The sequence below is a fragment of the Duganella sp. FT27W genome (assembly GCF_009295655.1).
Lineage (GTDB): Bacteria > Pseudomonadota > Gammaproteobacteria > Burkholderiales > Burkholderiaceae_D > Rugamonas > Rugamonas zoogloeoides.
The window spans coordinates 614198-630677 of record NZ_WHIV01000001.1 but is presented as its reverse complement, the minus strand read 5'-3'; the positions used below and the strand labels follow the sequence as shown (position 1 = coordinate 630677).

Here is a 16480-nt window from a genome sequence, read left to right as displayed (position 1 = left end):
CAGGGATGATGTTGGCGGGCTTTTCAGATATTGGTGACGCGCTGGCCGCGCGGGGGAATGAAGTCCTTGACGTCGTTGATCATGCCGACGTCGCGCGCGTCGGAAGCGGTCAGGTGCAGGTCGGAGTAAGCGTGGGTGCGCCAGTGTTCTTCGGACAGCTGCACGTGTTCGCGCAGGATCTGCTCGGTGCGGGCGTCGTCGGCCTGCAAGCCTTCGACGATGATGCGCAGCGCGTCCGGGCGGGCGCCGTGCGGGGCGCTGGCGTGCGACTTATGCACCATGAAGCGCGAGGTGTCGCTGGCGTAGCGCTCTTCCCCGGCCAGGAACAGGATCACCGCGATCGACGCGACGGCGCCGGCGTTGTAGGTGATGATCTTGACCGGCAGCTTGCTCAGGTAGTTGTACAGACAAATACCGTCGCTGACATAGCCGCCGTTGGACTGGATCAGGATGTGGGCAGTCGTGATGCGGTCTTCGGTCATGTCCGCGACCGCGTCGAACACGCGGCGCACCATGTCGCTGTTGACATCGCCAGACAGCGTGAACCACGCCTGGCCGGCGTAATCATCAATAGGTTGTGGGTCTTGGCTCATGGCTGGGCTCTCAAAATTGTGTAATTTATTCTAGCAAAAAGTTGTCTTTTGAGCTTTTTGCTTGCACGCCATTCGTGCGGTGGTCGACAAGCTAGTCTGTACGCTGGCTCACGGCCCCTCAAGATTGACTTATATGCCCTTCTGACTTATATTCCCGAGTCTTGATCGGGAGAGGGCAAACCAGCGTTGCCGCCGAAGGGGCACTACCCAAAAACTCTCAGGCAAAAGGACCGGTCAAGGGGCGTCGCATGGCAACATGCGCGGCTCAAACTCTGGAGAGCGATTGCCACAGCAATCCACCGAAGGGGCGCACGGGGTTACTCCCGTTATCTCTCAGGTACCAAGGACAGAGGGGTCTGCAACATTGCGGAATGGCTTGGCATTTAGCCCGGTCGCTCCTTGTATGCTCTGTTAACCCTCCTTGATCTGGACCGCCATGACGCTCAAAGCCACACCCCTCAATAACGCACACCGCGCAGCCGGCGCCCGCATGGTCGATTTCGGCGGCTGGGACATGCCTGTGAACTACGGTTCGCAGATCGAGGAACACCATGCCGTGCGCACCGACGTCGGCATGTTCGACGTGGCCCACATGTGCGTGGTCGATATCAAGGGCGACAACGCGCGCGCCTTCCTGCGCGGCCTGCTGGCCAATAACGTCGACAAGCTGCAAGTATCGGGCAAGGCGCTGTACTCGTGCATGCTCAACCCGCAAGGCTTCGTGATCGACGACCTGATCGTCTATTTCATCAACGAGAACTGGTTCCGCCTGGTGGTCAACGCCGGCACCGCCGAAAAAGACGTGGCGTGGATGCAGGCGCAGAACGACGCCACCAACAGCGGTCTGACCATCACCCAGCGCCGCGATGGTGCAGACGCCATGGCGCTGATCGCCGTGCAAGGCCCGAACGCCCGCGCCAAGGTTTGGCAGGTGATCCCCGAGTCGCAGGCCGCCACCGCCGAGATGAAACCATTTAATGTGGCCTTCGCCCAGAGCGCGCAGTTCGGCGAGGCGATGATCGCCCGCACCGGCTACACCGGAGAAGACGGTTTTGAAATCGGCGTGGCCGCCACGCAAGCCGAAGCGCTGTGGAACGCGCTGGTCGCCGCCGGCGTGAAACCGGCAGGCCTGGGCGCACGCGACACGCTGCGCCTGGAAGCCGGCATGAACCTGTACGGCCAGGACATGGACGAAACCGTCAACCCGCTCGACGCCGGTCTGGCGTGGACGATCGACCTCGTGTCGGAGCGCGACTTCATCGGCAAGGCCGCATTGCAAACCATGGGCCAGAACAGCCAGTTCGTGGGCCTGATCCTGTGCGAAAAAGGCGGCGTGCTGCGCGCCCACCAGAAAGTGATCGTGGCCGGCAGCGATGCGGCGGGCGAAATCACCAGCGGCACCTTCAGCCCGACCATGCAGCAGGCCATCGCACTGGCGCGCGTACCCAACGGCGTGGCCGTGGGCGACACCGTGCACGTTGAAATCCGCGACAAGAAACTGGCCGCCTCGGTCGTCAAGCTGCCGTTCGTCCGTAACGGCAAGATCCTGGCCGTTTAAACTTTTTCGATTTTTCTCACCATACACCACCCCACCCCACTGGAGCTTTACATGAACATTCCTGCCGACCTGAAGTACACCGAATCCCACGAATGGGTACGCACTGAAGCCGACGGCACCGTCACCGTTGGCATCACCGAGTTCGCGCAAGATGCGCTCGGCGACATCGTCTTCGTCGAACTGCCAAAAGTGGGCACGACCTACGGCGCCGGCGACGACGCCGCCGTGGTGGAATCGGTCAAGGCAGCGAGCGACATCTACGCGCCAGTGGCCGGCGAAGTGGTGGCAGTGAACGACGACGTGGTCAACGCGCCAGAGTCGATCAACGCCGACGCGTACGCCAACTGGCTGTTCAAGATCAAGCCGAGCGACGCAGCCGCCGTTGACGGCCTGCTCGATGCTGCTGCTTACGGCAGCGCTACCCAGTCGTAATCTGCACCAGTCATATCGAAGCCGTTCACGCCCACGCGGGAACGGCGGTTTCACCGCCCCGTCACACTCTTAAAGCTCCCCGCCCCCCGATACCATGACCCGCACCAGCCTGACCCAACTCGAAGCCCGCGACGCCTTCATCGCGCGCCACATCGGCCCGGACGCCGCCGAACAGCAAGCCATGCTGGCGACGCTCGGCTATCCTAGCCGCGCCGCCCTGATCGACGCCATCGTTCCGGCCAATATCCGCAACAAGACTGCCCTGCCGCTGGGCGCCTATTCCGCGCCGCTGCCGGAAAGCGAAGCGCTGGCGAAGCTGAAAAAAATCGCCTCGAAAAACAAGGTGCTCAAGTCGCTGATCGGCCAGGGTTACTACAACACCACCACGCCGGGCGTCATCCTGCGTAACATCTTCGAGAATCCGGCCTGGTACACCGCGTATACGCCTTACCAGCCAGAGATTTCGCAAGGCCGCCTGGAAGCGATCCTGAACTTCCAGCAGACGATTACCGACCTGACCGGCATGGGCATCGCCAATGCATCGATGCTCGACGAAGGCACCGCCGCCGCCGAAGCGATGACGCTGATCCAGCGCGTGGGCAAGTCGAAGTCAAATACCTTCTACGTCGCTGACGACGTGCTGCCGCAAACCCGCGAAGTGATCGAAACCCGCGCCAAGCCGCTGGGCATCACCGTCAAATCGTTCCACCCGGCCGAGCTGTCGAGCGTCAATGACGCCTTCGGCGTGCTGCTGCAGTACCCGGGCGTGAACGGCGTGGTGCGCGACTACAAGGCTGGCGTGGAAGCAGTGAAAGCCACCGGCGCGATGGTGGTGGTAGCCGCCGACCTGCTGGCGCTGACCCTGCTGACCCCACCGGGCGAATGGGGCGCGGACGTGGTGGTCGGTAACAGCCAGCGCTTCGGCGTACCGCTGGGATTCGGCGGCCCGCACGCCGGCTACCTGTCCACCCGCGACGAATTCAAACGCAGCATGTCGGGCCGCCTGGTGGGCGTGACCATCGATGCGCAGGGTAACAAGGCCTACCGCCTGGCGCTGCAAACCCGCGAACAGCACATCCGCCGTGAAAAAGCGACCTCCAACATCTGCACCGCACAGGTGCTGCTGGCGGTGATCGCCTCGATGTACGCCGTGTACCACGGCCCGAAAGGCCTGCAACAGATCGCCCAGCGCGTGCACCGCTACACCGGCATCGTTGCCGCCAACCTGAAAACGCTCGGCTACACGGTCACCAACGAGACTTACTTCGACACGCTGACGATCGCCACCGCCAATGCCGAACAGCTGCACGCCTCGGCCCATTCGCACGGCGTGAACCTGCGCGTGATCGACGCGTCGCACGTCGGTATTTCGCTCGACGAAACCACCACCCGCGAAGACATCGCCCTGCTGTGGACCGTGTTCGCCCATCCTGTCGGTGGCCCGGCCCACGGCCCGGACTTCGACACCATCGAAGCACAAGTTGCCGAAGCCTTCCCGGCCACGCTGGCCCGTACCAGCGCGTACCTGTCGCACCCGGTATTCAACCGCTACCACTCCGAAACCGAAATGCTGCGCTACCTGCGCAGCCTGGCGGACAAGGACCTGGCGCTGGATCGCACCATGATCCCGCTCGGTTCGTGCACCATGAAGCTGAACGCGACGTCCGAAATGATCCCGGTCACCTGGCCCGAGTTCTCGAACATCCACCCGTTCGCACCGGACAGCCAGACCGTGGGCTACCGCGAAATGATCGCCCAGCTGGAAGAAATGCTGTGCGCCGTCACCGGCTACGCCGCCATCTCGCTGCAGCCGAACGCCGGTTCGCAGGGCGAGTACGCCGGTTTGCTGGTGATCCAGGCTTACCACCAGTCGCGCAATGAAGGCCATCGCAACATCTGCCTGATTCCATCGTCGGCACACGGCACCAACCCGGCATCGGCCAGCATGGTCGGCATGCAGGTGGTGGTCACCGCCTGCGACGCCAACGGCAACGTCGACCTGGCCGACCTGAAAGCGAAAGCGGAACTGCACTCGAAAAACCTGGCCTGCGCCATGGTCACCTATCCGTCCACGCACGGCGTGTTCGAAGAAGGTATCCAGGAACTGTGCCAGATCGTGCACAGCCACGGCGGCCAGGTGTACATCGACGGCGCCAACATGAATGCACTGGTCGGCGTGGCCGCACCGGGCGCGTTCGGCGGCGACGTCTCGCACCTGAACCTGCACAAGACCTTCTGCATTCCGCACGGCGGCGGCGGTCCTGGCGTGGGTCCGATCGGCGTGGGCGCGCACCTGGCCAAGTTCCTGCCGAACCAGCGTTCGAACGGCTATATCCGCGACAACGCCGGCATCGGCGCAGTGAGCGCGGCGCCATACGGCTCGGCCAGCATTCTGCCGATTTCGTGGATGTACATCGCCATGATGGGCGCCGAAGGCCTCACCGCTGCAACGGAAAACGCCATCCTGGGCGCCAACTACATCGCCCGCCGCCTGTCGCCGCACTACCCGGTGCTGTACACGGGCCACGACGGCCTGGTCGCCCACGAGTGCATCATCGACCTGCGTCCGCTGCAGGATGCCACCGGCATCACCAACGAGGACGTAGCGAAGCGCCTGATGGACTTCGGCTTCCACGCACCGACCATGAGCTTCCCGGTACCGGGCACCTTGATGATCGAGCCGACCGAGAGCGAATCGAAGGTCGAGATGGACCGCTTCATCGACGCCATGATCGCCATCCGCAACGAGATCGCCAAGGTGGAAAGCGGCGAGTTCGACAAGCTGGACAACCCGCTCAAGCACGCTCCGCACACGGCCGAAGTGCTGACCGCCGACAAGTGGGAACGCAAGTACTCGCGCGAAGTGGCAGCCTACCCGGTGCCATCGCTGCGCAAGCAAAAGTACTGGCCACCGGTCGGCCGCGCCGACAACGTCTACGGCGACCGCAACCTGTTCTGCGGCTGCGCGCCGATGAGCGACTACGAGTAAAAAGTATTGAGCGCGCAGTACGGCGCTGAACCGGAAACGCAGGCACCCCTCACGGTGGCCTGCGTTTTTTTGTGCCCGTCATAAATGCGCTTGCAAGTCGTGGGAGTTGCGCCGACGGGCCAGTCCTACACGAGGGCGGCGGTTCACCTGATGGCGCTGCCGGGTTAGCCCGCCTAAGATGAATTCACCCCGAGCACAGGGCTACCGCACCACCACAACCGGAGACGATCATGGCTAACCAGAACAACCAGCAAGGCAATCCGCTCAATCCAGATCAACGCAATCCCGACCAACGCAATCCCATCCAAGATCCTTCGCAGGACCGCACCCAGCGCCGCGACCAGGGCAACCAGCAAAGCGACCGTCCGCTGAGTGAAGATGACGAGCTCGACACTGACTACGGCAACTCCGAAAGCGGTTCGCGCAGCGGTAATCAGGAGCGCAACCAGGAGCAGGGCCAGCAGCCAGGACGCCAGAACCAGCGGACCGACCGCTAGGCGTCTGTCATTGATTTGACCAGCGGCCCTCGGGCCGCTTTGTCGTTTACGTGCAAGAGTTGCCTCTTGTGCAAAATGTTGAATAAAGGTAAATTGCTAATTTAAGAACATTGAATTGGCGAAATGACGCACGCATTCCTGGAACAGGTGGTCGCCCTGCGGTTGGGGCCGGCGCCCACCGATCAACAATTAGCGGAAGTCGGACGGTTGATGCTGGCCTGGCTCGCTTCGCCCGACGCCCTGCCCGCCGGTGTACTGAGCCTGCCCAAGGCTACCGGCCAGCAGGAGCTGCTCTATCCGTTGCACGTCGCCCCCGGCGAGCCGGCGTTGTACCTGGTCTCCGACGGCCCCGGCGTGGCCAGTCCGCCGCATGAGCACACGACGTGGGCGATCATCGTCGGCCTGTCTGGCAACGAACGCAATGTGATTTACCAGCGCGACCTGGCCTCTGGCGCCTTGCGCCCGCTGCGTACGGTCGATATAGGCTCACGACGTGGCCTACCTGCGCGCCGACGCTATCCACGCCACCGTCGCCGTGGCTGATCTGCCGACGTTCCACCTGCACCTGTACGGCAAGCCGCTCAACGAGCTGCCACCGTTCGCCTCCCGCTGCTACCCTGCCGAGATTGCCCCATGACTGCCCCCCTGCAAGAAGAAACCAACCGCCGCCCCATCGCCGCACGTTCCACCGGCTGGGCGCGCCGGTTCAGCGCTGCGTTGGCGCGCTCGTCGGTCACGCCAAACCAGATTTCCATGCTCAGCATCGTGTTTGCCGCTGCCGGCGCTGCCGCCCTGCTGTTCATGCCGGGCTGGCCGGGCTTGTTGCTGTGCGCGCTCGGCATCCAGGGTCGGCTGATCTGCAACCTGCTCGACGGCATGGTGGCGATGGAGGGCGGCAAGAAGTCGGCGCTGGGGGCCGTGTACAACGAGTTTCCCGACCGCGTGGCCGATTCCATTTTCATCGTGGCGCTCGGCTACGCCATCGGCCAGCCCTGGTTGGGCTGGGCCGGCGCGCTGGCCGCCGCCCTCACTGCTTACGTGCGGGTGTTCGGCGGCTCGCTGGGATTGCCGCAGGATTTTCGCGGGCCGATGGCCAAGCAGCACCGCATGGCCGTGCTGACCGTCGCCTGCCTGGGCGGTGCTGTAGAAGCCGCGTTGAATGGCACCCAGTGGCTGTTGCTGGCGGCAGCGTGGATCATCATGGTTGGTTCAAGCATCACCTGCTTCACGCGCACCAGCGCGATGTCACGTTTGCTCAGGGAGCGCGCATGAGCATTTACGGCCTGTTGTCGCGTCCCTTGCTGATCGGCCTGGTCCGGCTGCTGGTAGGCGCCATGAGCATGTGGAAGGGCTGCGCGCCGGTGCCGCGCCAGCGCATTTATTTTGCCAACCATACCAGCCACCTCGACACCGTCGCCCTGTGGTCGGCGCTGCCGTCCGAGCTGCGCGAGCAAACCCGTCCCGTGGCCGCGCGCGACTACTGGGACGCGACCGCGCTGCGCCGCTACATCGCGCTGCGCGTGCTCAACGCCATCCTGATCGACCGCCAGCGCAGCGATCCGGCGCACGATCCGCTCGCGCCCCTGATCGACGGCCTGGAACAAGGCGACTCGATCTTGATCTTCCCCGAAGGCACGCGCGGCGAGCAGCGTTTGCCGGCGCCGTTCAAGAGCGGACTGTATCGGCTGGCGAGCCGGTTCCCCGACGTGGAACTGGTGCCGGTGTACCTGGAGAACCTGCATCGCAGCATGCCCAAGGGCCGCTACCTGCCGGTGCCGATCACGTGCTCCGTCTGGTTCGGCAAACCGATTTCTTTGCAACCGGGCGAGACCAGGGAAGACTTCCTGGTCCGGGCCCGGGAATCGATCGTGGAGCTGGCATGAGCGCATCGCAAAAATTCTGGTACTTGATCGGCGGCCTGGCGCTGGTGCTCGTCATCGCCAGCACCATCGGCTTCATCCTGCGGCGCCGCATCACCACGCTGCGCGGCCAGCACATCGTGCGCAACATGATCGAGCGCACCAACGCCTGGTGGGGCATGGTGGCGATTCTGGCCGTGGCTTTTGGCGCCGGCCGCGTGAGCGCCATCCTGCTGTTCGTGCTGATCTCGTATTTCGCGCTGCGCGAATTCATCACGCTGACGCCTACCCCGCCGGGCGACCACAACGCGCTGTCGATCGCGTTTTTTGTAGCGATCCCGTTCCAGTACTACCTGATCTGGACCAACTGGTATTCGCTGTTCACGATACTGATTCCCGTGTACGGCTTCCTGCTGCTGCCGTCGATCAGCGTGCTGTCGCAGGACACCGGGAATTTCCTCGAACGCGCCGCCAAGATCCAGTGGGGCCTGATGATCACCGTGTACTGCATCAGCCACGCGCCGGCGCTCCTGATGCTCGACATCGCCGGCTACGAAGGCCAGAACGCCCTGCTGCTGCTTTACATGATGCTGGTGGCGCAAAGCAGCGACGTGTTCCAGTACGTGTTCGGCACCCTGTTCGGCAAGCGCAAGGTGGCGCCGCTGGTCAGTCCGAACAAGACCGTGGAAGGCCTGGTGGGCGGCGGCCTGTGCGCGATCGCCACCGGTGCGGCGATGTGGTGGATCACGCCGTTCTCGCCATGGGAAAGCGCCGGCATGGCGTTCGCCATCGTGGCCATGGGTTTCCTCGGCGGGCTAGTGATGTCGGCCATCAAGCGCAGCCTCGGCGCCAAGGACTGGGGCAGCATGATCAAGGGGCACGGCGGCATGCTGGACCGGCTCGATTCGATCTGCTTTGCCGCGCCGGTGTTCTTCCACCTGACGCGCTACTGCTATACCTAAGTAAGTCTAGTTCAGCGGGATGCTGACGATGCGGTCGTCGCCGGTGCGCGGCGTGCCGCGGCCGTCGGTATTATTGGTCATCATCCACAGCTTGCCGTCCGGTGTAACCACCACGTCGCGCAGGCGGCCGTATTCGCCGCTGTAGCGGTCCACGGCGGTCGATGGTGTGGCCAGCGGGATTTGCCGCAGCCGCTCGCCGCGCAGGTTGGCGATATAGATCGAGTTGCCGCTGATCGCCATGCCGCTGGGGCTGGCCGTCGATGTGCTCCACTGCTGCAGCGGATTGGTGTAGCGGCTGTCGGTGCCAATGCCTTCCACCACCGGCCAGCCGTAATTGGCGCCGGCCGTGATGCGGTTCAGTTCATCCCAGGTGTTCTGGCCGAACTCGGACGCGTACATGGTGCCGTCGGCAGCCCAGGCGATGCCTTGCGGGTTGCGGTGGCCGAGGGTGTAGATGTACGAGCCGGCGAAGGGATTGTCGCGCGGGACCGCACCATCCGGCGTCATGCGCAGGATCTTGCCGCCCAATGAAGCCATGTCCTGGGCGCGCGCGGTGTTGGCGGCGTCGCCGGCGGTGGCGTACAACATGCCATCGGGGCCGAACGCGATGCGGCCGCCGTTGTGGGTGCTGGCGGCCGGTATGCCGTTCAAAATCGACTGCACCGCGCCCAGGCGGATACTGGCGCCAGTGCCCGACAGCGGGTAACGCACGATACGGTTCTGGGTACCGGCGGTGAAATACACGTACAGGTAATCGTCGCGCACGGCGATGCCGAGCAGGCCGCCCTCGCCGCCACCATTCACGCCGGCGATCACCGCCACCTCGCTCAGCGCGCCGTTGCTGCCGACGGCGACGATGCGGTCGGTGTCACGCTCGCTCACCAGCGCCGTGCCCTTGTAGAACGCGATCGACCACGGCGCCTGCAAGCCGCTGGCCACCACTGTCGGCGTGGTGGGCGCGGTCGGCGTACCGGGATTGACGGGCGGGTTGACGACAACCACGGTGTCGTCGCTGGAACCGCCGCAGGCGGCCAGCCCGAGGACGACGGCAAGCGTGCAACCGTGGGCGGCCAGCCGGGCCGGGCGTAACGCAGGGATGGTGCAGGTCATGGCGGTCTCCTGGGTCGTGGCGCGACCGGAATCGCGGTGGAGATGCCAAGCTACATGTTTTTCGCAATGGCCGGCGCACTGCTCAGCTGCGCACCGAGGCCAGGCGCAGGCGCGCCACCCTTGGTGCTCCGGTCATGGGCGCCACTATGCCGTCGGTCGCGGTGTCGCCGCCGGCTTCGTCGTCGGCCTCCAGTTTAAAACGCGCCACCGCCGCCGACAGCAGCCCGGCCTGGTGTTGCAGCTTGCCGGCATCGAGCGCTGCCTGGCGTACCCGCGCCAGGCTTTGCTGTGTGACGCGATCGACTTCGACGATCGCAGCGCAGGCATCACCGTAACCGTTCGTGCTGTCGTCCACGCCCAGTGCCCGCACCATGCCACTGGCTTGCTGCAGCGAGGCGGCCTGGCGCTCGGCGCGGGCGCGCACTTCGGCACTGCTGCGCGCCACCTGGCACGCGGCAGCGTCCAGCGCTTGTGCCGAGGCCAGGATGGTCTTGAGCGTGGTATTGAGGTTGCGTACGCTGGTGTCGAGCGCACGCGCGGTCGCGGCGATTTCGTCGCTGCCGTATTCGCGGTTTTTCACTGCCAGGTTGCCTTCGGCCAGGTCCACGGCGGCGGCGCCGATGGCGCGCAGCTCATTGAGCAGCGCCTTGCGCACGGCGATCGTTACCAGCAGCGCCAGGCCCACCGCCACCACCACCAGCGCCGGCATCGAGAGCGACAGCGTCAGGAAATCCGCCTCGGCGGCGCGGTAATCGCGCTCGCCCAGCGCCTGTTCGAGCAGCGACAACTGGTCAAGCCGCTGCGCCACCATGTCGAACGCGCGGCCCGCTTTGGACATGGCATTGGCGGCAATCGCATGGTCGTCGATGGCAATGTCGAGCGCATCGGCCACCGCCTTCACGTATTGCCTATAAGCGGCTTGCGCCTCCACCACGAAGCGGCGCTCGGCCGGATCGGTCTGGGTGATCCGTTCGAGCCGGGCGAACTGGCGCTCGAGCGAGGCATGGCGCGCGTGGGTTGCGCGCACCAGTTGATCGGTACGATTGAACGTGAAGCCGGCGTTGAGCCAGGTGAGCAACTGGTAAGCTTCGGTGTGGGCACGATTGGTGCCGGCAACCAGGTCGCTGACGGCCTTCAGGCGCACGGCGCGTTCCTGCATGACATTGTCGAGCGACTGGTTTTGCCGCGCCATGCCAAGATAGGCGCCGGCCGCCAGGATCAGCAGCAGCACCAGCACGATGCCGGGCGCGAGCAACAGCTTGGGGCCGATGCGCAGCTTGTTCAGCATCGGCGCGCTCGGTCGGCAAACAGGACACGCATGGCAGTCTCCGGCAGGTAAGATCACCTACTGTAAGCTGCTGCTTCCGCGCAAGTTTGCGTTGAATCAACAATAAATCCGCACGGCAAATTTACAACGGAATCGATGACGCATGAAAGCAAAAACCAAGGCAGTCCTGATCTCGGCGCTGCTGTTCCCCGGACTGGGCCACTTCGTACTCAAGCGCGCCATGCGCGCCTGCCTGTTCATCGTGCCCACCCTGCTGGCGATCGGCGTGCTGCTGCGTACCACGCTGGCCCTTGCCGACCAGCTGGTGGCGGAAATCCAGAGCGGCGCCCTGCCCCTCGATATTCCACTGATCATGGAGCGCATCAGCGCCGCTGGTGGCGACGATACCAGCACCAACGTGGCCTCCCTGGTGATCGTGGTGTGCTGGCTGGGGTCGATTCTCGATGCGTGGTGGCTTGAGCGCGGCAAGTAGTCAGGGCGCGATCCGCGCCGCCGGGTACACCGGCGGCGCGGCCATCAGCCGTACCCACTGCCAGCGCATCGCTGCGGCCAGCACGATGATCAACGCCAGTGTCGGCCACCACCAGTTGAAGTCGCTGAGCCTGGCGTCGAGCCATGGCACCACGTAATACAGCAGCACCATCGACATCGGCGCCACGATGATGATCGATGAGCTGCCGCCCCTGGACTTCGGCGCAGCCGCATGGTTGCACAGCAGGGGCAAGGCGCTCAGCAACCATAAAGCCGCCTGCATGGCGCGCATGCCGTTGGCAGGCCAACCCTGCTCGGAAACCACGGCCAGCGCCACCAGGCATGCCACCGACACGGTCCATACCAGCAGGAAGCGGCGCAGCACGATGCCTGCCCACACCCGGTTCAACCGGCTTCGCTCCGGTGCGCGTGGCGCCAGCCGGTACAGTCCCTGCTCCACGCCGGTCGTACCCAGTGCAGCGAGCACGTAAGCCGCGTACAGGGCCGGCGCCATGAACAGGCACTGGATCATGAACGGCGCCGTCGCGATCTCCGCCATCAGGTCGTGATCTACCAGGCCGCTCGCCATCGTGCCCAGCATCAGCACCGTCGGCACCAGCGCCAGCAGCATGGCGGTACCCGCGTGCCGCCCTGCCCCCATGGCATGCAGCATCAACGCCGCCTGGTTGCCGCTGGCAATATCGCGGCGCAGCACCACGGCGTGCAGTGCCCTGGCGGCGCGGGCCAGGCGGCCGGCACCGTTAGCGAACCACGGCCCCCGCGGCCCGGCCACCACCGCGCTAGCTTGCCGGCGGCCTGCCATGTGGCGATCGCCTGCTCGCGGCAGCGCCAGGCGCGCCGCCCACGCCAGCGCGGCCAGTTCCAGCAGCACCGCGGCGCCGGTCCATGCCAGCTCCACCGTGGCGGAGATCTCGCGGCCGCCATCGATCACGCGGCGCAGGATCAACCAGCCGACGACCATCAGCGGCGCCAGCAGGACCAGCGCGGACCGCGCACTCAGCAACAACAACCCGCACATCAGCGCACCGGTGCCCAGAAGCAGCGCGGCAAAATGTCGGCCGCCGAACCCCGCTGCAAGGACCACGGCGATCAGCACCGCGCCCAGTACGCCCGCCATGAAACAGTGGCGCAGCAACCGCTGCCGCAAACCCGGCGCCAGTACCGCAGTGGCCGACGCGTTCTGCTGACCGGCGCTCACGAACCATAGCGCGCACCAAGCGGCGATGAACAAGGCAATCAGCATGGCCGGCTGGCGGAACAGTGCCCCCATCGCGTACAGCAAGCCGGCGACCAACAACACCAGCATCAATACCCACGGCTGCAACATGCGGTACGGAGGCGGTGTCCGGCGCCACGCCGGCAGCAGGACACGCAGTGCGCGCAGATCTTCGTCAGGGCGGCTCAGATGAGATGTCACCGGGTCACCTCGACAAACAGGTCTTCCAGGTTCAGGGTATCGACCTTGAGGCCGGCGCGGGCGCGCAGTTGTTCGCCTTCCTCGGCGCTCAGGCGCGCCAGCACGGTGACGCTGCCGTCGGCGTGCCGGTGGCGGCGCACTTCGCGTTGCAGGCGCAGCGCGTCGATGGCGCCAGCGTCGCCCGAAATGCGCGACGCGCTTTCCAGCAACTCGTCAAGCGCGCCCTGCAAGGCGATCTGGCCGTTCTGCAGGAAGGCGACATCGAGCGCCACCCGTTCCAGGTCGGACAGGATGTGGGTGGAAAAGATCACCGTGGTATCGCGCTCGATCACGTCGTTTACCAGCTCGTGCAGGAAGTCGCGCCGGCCCACGGGGTCGAGGCTGGCCACCGGTTCGTCGAGCACCAGCAACGCCGGATCGTGGGCCAGCGCGCGAATGATCGACAGGCGCTGCTTTTCGCCGCCCGACAATTTGCTGATCGGCTTGCCGCAGGCCTGGGCATCGAAGCCCCAGCGCGCCAGCAGCGAAGTGACCTTCTGCGCGTTCCAGCGCGGGTACAAGGCCTTGAAGTAGTCGAGCATCTGGATCGGCGTCATCCACTCGAACAGCTCCGACTTCTGCGGCACGTAGCCGATGTTGGCGCGGACGGTATCGCTGAGTGCGGCGACCGGTTCGCCCAGTAGCGTGCAAGCACCGCGATCGGCCTCGCGCAAGCCCAGCAGGCACTCGAGCAGCGTCGATTTGCCGGCGCCATTGCGGCCAAGCAAGCCGACAATGGTGCCCGGTTCGATGGTCCAGTTGACGCCTTGCAGCACCGGCTGCTTGCCGAATGCCTTGTGCAGACCGGCGACGTGGACGATGGGTGTCTTCATTATTATTCCTTGTGTTGGTATCGAGGGTATCGTTGGTGTCAGTGAGGTAAGGTGGCGATGACTCAGGACTGGCGGCACGCCGGAAAAGCAGGCGCCGCGCGCACCATCGCTTGCCATTGCTGTCGCAACACCAGTGCGATCGCTGCTGCCAGAATCAGGGCAGGCAGCCACCAGTCCAGCGTCGGCAGCGCGCGGATGTAAGCAAATGAAAAGATGTAGAAGCCTGTCACGAAGCCTATCGTCAGCAACGGCGCCAGATTGTTTTTAGCGGCAGGCATGGCCGCGTAGTCGCGCAGCATGAGGCCAGCAAATGGCAGTGCCAGCAACGCCTGCAATACCAGCATCCCGGCAGTGCGCGCCAGGTCGCCTGCCACCCACGCCACCAGCCCCAGGCACAGCACCGACACCAGCCAGACTTGCATATAGCGGCTCAGCAATTCAGCGGCCAGTACCCGGTTGAACTGCCCCGCCGAAGGGGCGGCTGGCGCCAGGCGATACAACGCCTGTTCGCCGCGCAAGCTGGACAGCGTGCCCCATACGCCCACGGCATATATCGGCGCTGCCGTCACAACTAGCGCCTGAAACATCTGGCTGCCTTGCAGGGTACCGAAGCGGCTGAGGGCTTCGACGGTACCGGCTACCGCCGGCAGCGTTGCGATCGCCACAATCGCCTGTACCGCCCCCATTACCATGGGCAACACCGGGTAGGACATGCTCAGGGCATGCATCATCATCTTGCCCGGGCCGGCGCTCCGGCGGCCGGCGCTCCGGCGGCTGTCGCGCGCCAGCACGCGGGCATATCCCAGCCCGGGGAGGGAGGTGCGAGAGCCCTTCTCGGACGCTGCAAAATTACCTTGCCACATAGGTACAACTGCGCGCAGCCGCTGATGCCAGGCTATGTGCCGATCACCAGCCCGAGGCAACGCGAGCCACAAGCCAGCCGCCAGCAGCGCCAGGTCAAGCAACAGACCGACCGCAAACCACGAGGGTTGGCCGAGTATGGCGCCGAGCACGACCAGGTGGTGATCGAGGCCGGTCCATTTTGCGGTCACGACCGCCGCCACCAGCAGCACCAGTGATACCTTCGGTTGCACGCGCCGGGCGATCAGCCACGCCCCCGGCACCGCCCCGGCAAGGATGGCTGCGCCAGCCATACGATGGACTCCCAGTACAATCGCCACGCCTGCCGCAATGGACAGCGTGGACAGTCCCCAAGCCAAGGCAGCCCTGCCCATCAGGCGCCGCCGCAAGCCCGGCACCAGCATGGCGTTGGCGGGACTGTTTTCCCGTACACAGCTGGCGTGGTAACCGATGCATAAAAGAGCGGCAAGGCCGCAATAGCTCGCCAGCAGCAATTGCGCCAGCGGCCACATGGCCGTGGCATATGGCAAGCCTACATGACCCAAAGTCCAGGCCAGGGCCAGGATCAGTGCGCCCATTACGAAGGGAGTGGCAGGATGCGCCTTGGTCATGATTGTTCCTTGAGAAGTTTTTCCAGCATGGCCAGTACGGTGGCCGGATCGAGTTCGAGCTGACGCGCCTCGGCGGCCAGGCGCTCCATGGTCGGGTGTATCAATGCCAGTCGTTCGGCTTCGCTCGGTGCGGCGGACCGGCGCTCGGCCACCAGCATGCCGATGCCACGGGCGCGCGACAGCAGCCCTTCAGCTTCCAGCATGCTGTAAGCCTTGGAGACGGTCATCGGGTTGACTGCCAGCGCCAGCGCCACCTCGCGCACCGACGGCAGCGCATCGCCGGGCGCCAGCATGCCGGCCGCGACCAGGCGGCGCACCTGCTCGATCAGCTGCCGGTAGATCGGCTCGGACGAGCCGGTCGCGATCGAAAACAGCGTGGCGGTATGAGAAGTCATCAGGCCTTGTATTGGTGTATTAATTGAGTGATACAGTAAACACCAAACAAGACGGAGTCAACCTGTTTTTATTTTTCGGGGGAATCGTCGGTATTCTTGAAAGCGCCGCGCACATTGGTGACTACCAGGCACAGCTGCAGGATGATCAACGCCCAAGCCTGGTCATGCACGCCCCACGCCACCCACAGGGCATTACTCGCCAGGAAGCACCAGAAGCCGAGCTTGCGGCGCCCGTGATGCGCGGAACCGACCAGCCAGGCGGCCAGCAGGGTGACGGCCATCGCGGGCCATTGCAGCAAATTGATCCAGTCGTCCATGCCCCAACCATAGCGGCTGGCCGGACCGCGCACTGTTAGCGAACCCACCTTCATCTGAGAAAACGATGCCTATAATGCATGTCATTGCGAGGAGATCGAATGTGCGGTCTTGCCCCGCCCTGGCGGGTCCTGGTGCTACGCGAAGCGGACTGTCCGCTTGATAAAATGAAGTATGTCTTCCTCGAAGCGAACGGCCAGATCACCGTGCTGCGGGAAGAGTCATCATC

Annotated in this window: 17 protein-coding genes and 2 riboswitches; of the genes, 9 read left to right on the top strand and 8 right to left on the bottom strand. The window is 64.6% G+C overall.

Annotated elements, in window-relative coordinates; translation table 11 throughout:
- Positions 1–23: 23 nt before the first annotated feature.
- A complete protein-coding gene (locus tag F8197_RS02695) occupies positions 24–593 on the bottom strand; it encodes an ATP-dependent Clp protease proteolytic subunit (protein WP_056147718.1) in 570 nt (189 codons plus the stop codon).
- 156 nt (positions 594–749) lie between these two features.
- A riboswitch (glycine riboswitch) is annotated at positions 750–836 on the top strand.
- Between the two features lie 19 nt (positions 837–855).
- Positions 856–953, top strand: a riboswitch (glycine riboswitch).
- A gap of 76 nt (positions 954–1029) precedes the next feature.
- On the opposite strand from F8197_RS02695, the gene gcvT reads away from it, so the two are divergent.
- The 8 genes from gcvT (at position 1030) to F8197_RS02655 (ending at position 8890) form a co-directional block, all read left to right on the top strand.
- A complete protein-coding gene (gene gcvT, locus F8197_RS02690) occupies positions 1030–2151 on the top strand; it encodes a glycine cleavage system aminomethyltransferase GcvT (RefSeq protein WP_152879754.1) in 1122 nt (373 codons plus the stop codon).
- A gap of 51 nt (positions 2152–2202) precedes the next feature.
- Complete coding sequence (gcvH, locus tag F8197_RS02685; protein ID WP_056147726.1) at positions 2203–2583, top strand: glycine cleavage system protein GcvH; 381 nt, start codon at positions 2203–2205, stop codon at positions 2581–2583.
- 94 nt (positions 2584–2677) lie between these two features.
- A complete protein-coding gene (gene gcvP / locus F8197_RS02680; RefSeq protein WP_152879752.1) occupies positions 2678–5572 on the top strand; it encodes an aminomethyl-transferring glycine dehydrogenase in 2895 nt (964 codons plus the stop codon).
- Between the two features lie 230 nt (positions 5573–5802).
- Positions 5803–6069: a hypothetical protein gene (locus F8197_RS02675; RefSeq protein WP_152879750.1), complete on the top strand. Its 267-nt coding sequence runs from the start codon at positions 5803–5805 to the stop codon at positions 6067–6069.
- 123 nt (positions 6070–6192) lie between these two features.
- Positions 6193–6612, top strand: a complete 420-nt coding sequence (locus tag F8197_RS02670) for a hypothetical protein (RefSeq protein WP_152879748.1) — start codon at positions 6193–6195, stop codon at positions 6610–6612.
- Between the two features lie 90 nt (positions 6613–6702).
- On the top strand, positions 6703–7341 hold the full coding sequence (locus F8197_RS02665) for a CDP-alcohol phosphatidyltransferase family protein (protein ID WP_152879746.1): 639 nt from the start codon (positions 6703–6705) through the stop codon (positions 7339–7341).
- Positions 7338–7952 (top strand): lysophospholipid acyltransferase family protein, encoded by a 615-nt coding sequence (locus F8197_RS02660; protein ID WP_193333308.1) that lies wholly within the window; start codon positions 7338–7340, stop codon positions 7950–7952. The genes F8197_RS02665 and F8197_RS02660 overlap by 4 nt, the downstream gene beginning before the upstream one ends.
- Positions 7949–8890 (top strand): phosphatidate cytidylyltransferase, encoded by a 942-nt coding sequence (locus F8197_RS02655; RefSeq protein WP_152879744.1) that lies wholly within the window; start codon positions 7949–7951, stop codon positions 8888–8890. Before F8197_RS02660 ends, F8197_RS02655 begins: the two co-directional genes overlap by 4 nt.
- A 6-nt stretch (positions 8891–8896) precedes the next feature.
- On the opposite strand, the gene F8197_RS02650 is transcribed toward F8197_RS02655, so the two are convergent.
- Both F8197_RS02650 and F8197_RS02645 read right to left on the bottom strand, forming a co-directional pair.
- A complete protein-coding gene (locus F8197_RS02650; RefSeq protein ID WP_152879742.1) occupies positions 8897–10000 on the bottom strand; it encodes a sorbosone dehydrogenase family protein in 1104 nt (367 codons plus the stop codon).
- Between the two features lie 82 nt (positions 10001–10082).
- Positions 10083–11288 (bottom strand): methyl-accepting chemotaxis protein, encoded by a 1206-nt coding sequence (locus F8197_RS02645; RefSeq protein ID WP_152879740.1) that lies wholly within the window; start codon positions 11286–11288, stop codon positions 10083–10085.
- Positions 11289–11430: 142 nt separating this feature from the next.
- Between F8197_RS02645 and F8197_RS02640 the strand changes: the two genes are divergently transcribed.
- On the top strand, positions 11431–11760 hold the full coding sequence (locus F8197_RS02640; protein WP_019919748.1) for a DUF6677 family protein: 330 nt from the start codon (positions 11431–11433) through the stop codon (positions 11758–11760).
- Here the strand turns inward: F8197_RS02640 and F8197_RS02635 are convergent, their stop codons facing one another.
- The 5 genes from F8197_RS02635 to F8197_RS02615 form a co-directional block, all read right to left on the bottom strand.
- Positions 11761–13197, bottom strand: coding sequence for a hypothetical protein (locus F8197_RS02635; RefSeq protein WP_152879738.1), 1437 nt, complete (start codon positions 13195–13197; stop codon positions 11761–11763).
- Positions 13194–14069 (bottom strand): ABC transporter ATP-binding protein, encoded by an 876-nt coding sequence (locus tag F8197_RS02630; RefSeq protein WP_152879736.1) that lies wholly within the window; start codon positions 14067–14069, stop codon positions 13194–13196. The genes F8197_RS02635 and F8197_RS02630 overlap by 4 nt, the downstream gene beginning before the upstream one ends.
- Positions 14070–14131: 62 nt before the next feature.
- Positions 14132–15541 (bottom strand): hypothetical protein, encoded by a 1410-nt coding sequence (locus F8197_RS02625; RefSeq protein WP_152879734.1) that lies wholly within the window; start codon positions 15539–15541, stop codon positions 14132–14134.
- On the bottom strand, positions 15538–15936 hold the full coding sequence (locus tag F8197_RS02620; protein WP_152879732.1) for a GntR family transcriptional regulator: 399 nt from the start codon (positions 15934–15936) through the stop codon (positions 15538–15540). The genes F8197_RS02625 and F8197_RS02620 overlap by 4 nt, the downstream gene beginning before the upstream one ends.
- A 68-nt stretch (positions 15937–16004) precedes the next feature.
- The gene (locus F8197_RS02615) at positions 16005–16253 is read right to left on the bottom strand and encodes a hypothetical protein (RefSeq protein WP_019919753.1); all 249 of its coding nucleotides are present in this window, start codon (positions 16251–16253) and stop codon (positions 16005–16007) included.
- Between the last annotated feature and the right edge of the window lie 227 nt (positions 16254–16480).

Coding starts and splice junctions, on each gene's coding strand:
- F8197_RS02675 (WP_152879750.1), top strand. CDS start 5,803: ATGGCTAACCAGAACAACCAGCAAGGCAATCCGCTCAATCCAGATCAA.
- F8197_RS02615 (WP_019919753.1), bottom strand. CDS start 16,253: ATGGACGACTGGATCAATTTGCTGCAATGGCCCGCGATGGCCGTCACC.
- F8197_RS02625 (WP_152879734.1), bottom strand. CDS start 15,541: ATGACCAAGGCGCATCCTGCCACTCCCTTCGTAATGGGCGCACTGATC.
- gcvT (WP_152879754.1), top strand. CDS start 1,030: ATGACGCTCAAAGCCACACCCCTCAATAACGCACACCGCGCAGCCGGC.
- gcvH (WP_056147726.1), top strand. CDS start 2,203: ATGAACATTCCTGCCGACCTGAAGTACACCGAATCCCACGAATGGGTA.
- F8197_RS02655 (WP_152879744.1), top strand. CDS start 7,949: ATGAGCGCATCGCAAAAATTCTGGTACTTGATCGGCGGCCTGGCGCTG.
- F8197_RS02650 (WP_152879742.1), bottom strand. CDS start 10,000: ATGACCTGCACCATCCCTGCGTTACGCCCGGCCCGGCTGGCCGCCCAC.
- gcvP (WP_152879752.1), top strand. CDS start 2,678: ATGACCCGCACCAGCCTGACCCAACTCGAAGCCCGCGACGCCTTCATC.
- F8197_RS02620 (WP_152879732.1), bottom strand. CDS start 15,936: ATGACTTCTCATACCGCCACGCTGTTTTCGATCGCGACCGGCTCGTCC.
- F8197_RS02695 (WP_056147718.1), bottom strand. CDS start 593: ATGAGCCAAGACCCACAACCTATTGATGATTACGCCGGCCAGGCGTGG.
- F8197_RS02645 (WP_152879740.1), bottom strand. CDS start 11,288: ATGCTGAACAAGCTGCGCATCGGCCCCAAGCTGTTGCTCGCGCCCGGC.
- F8197_RS02670 (WP_152879748.1), top strand. CDS start 6,193: ATGACGCACGCATTCCTGGAACAGGTGGTCGCCCTGCGGTTGGGGCCG.
- F8197_RS02640 (WP_019919748.1), top strand. CDS start 11,431: ATGAAAGCAAAAACCAAGGCAGTCCTGATCTCGGCGCTGCTGTTCCCC.
- F8197_RS02665 (WP_152879746.1), top strand. CDS start 6,703: ATGACTGCCCCCCTGCAAGAAGAAACCAACCGCCGCCCCATCGCCGCA.
- F8197_RS02630 (WP_152879736.1), bottom strand. CDS start 14,069: ATGAAGACACCCATCGTCCACGTCGCCGGTCTGCACAAGGCATTCGGC.
- F8197_RS02660 (WP_193333308.1), top strand. CDS start 7,338: ATGAGCATTTACGGCCTGTTGTCGCGTCCCTTGCTGATCGGCCTGGTC.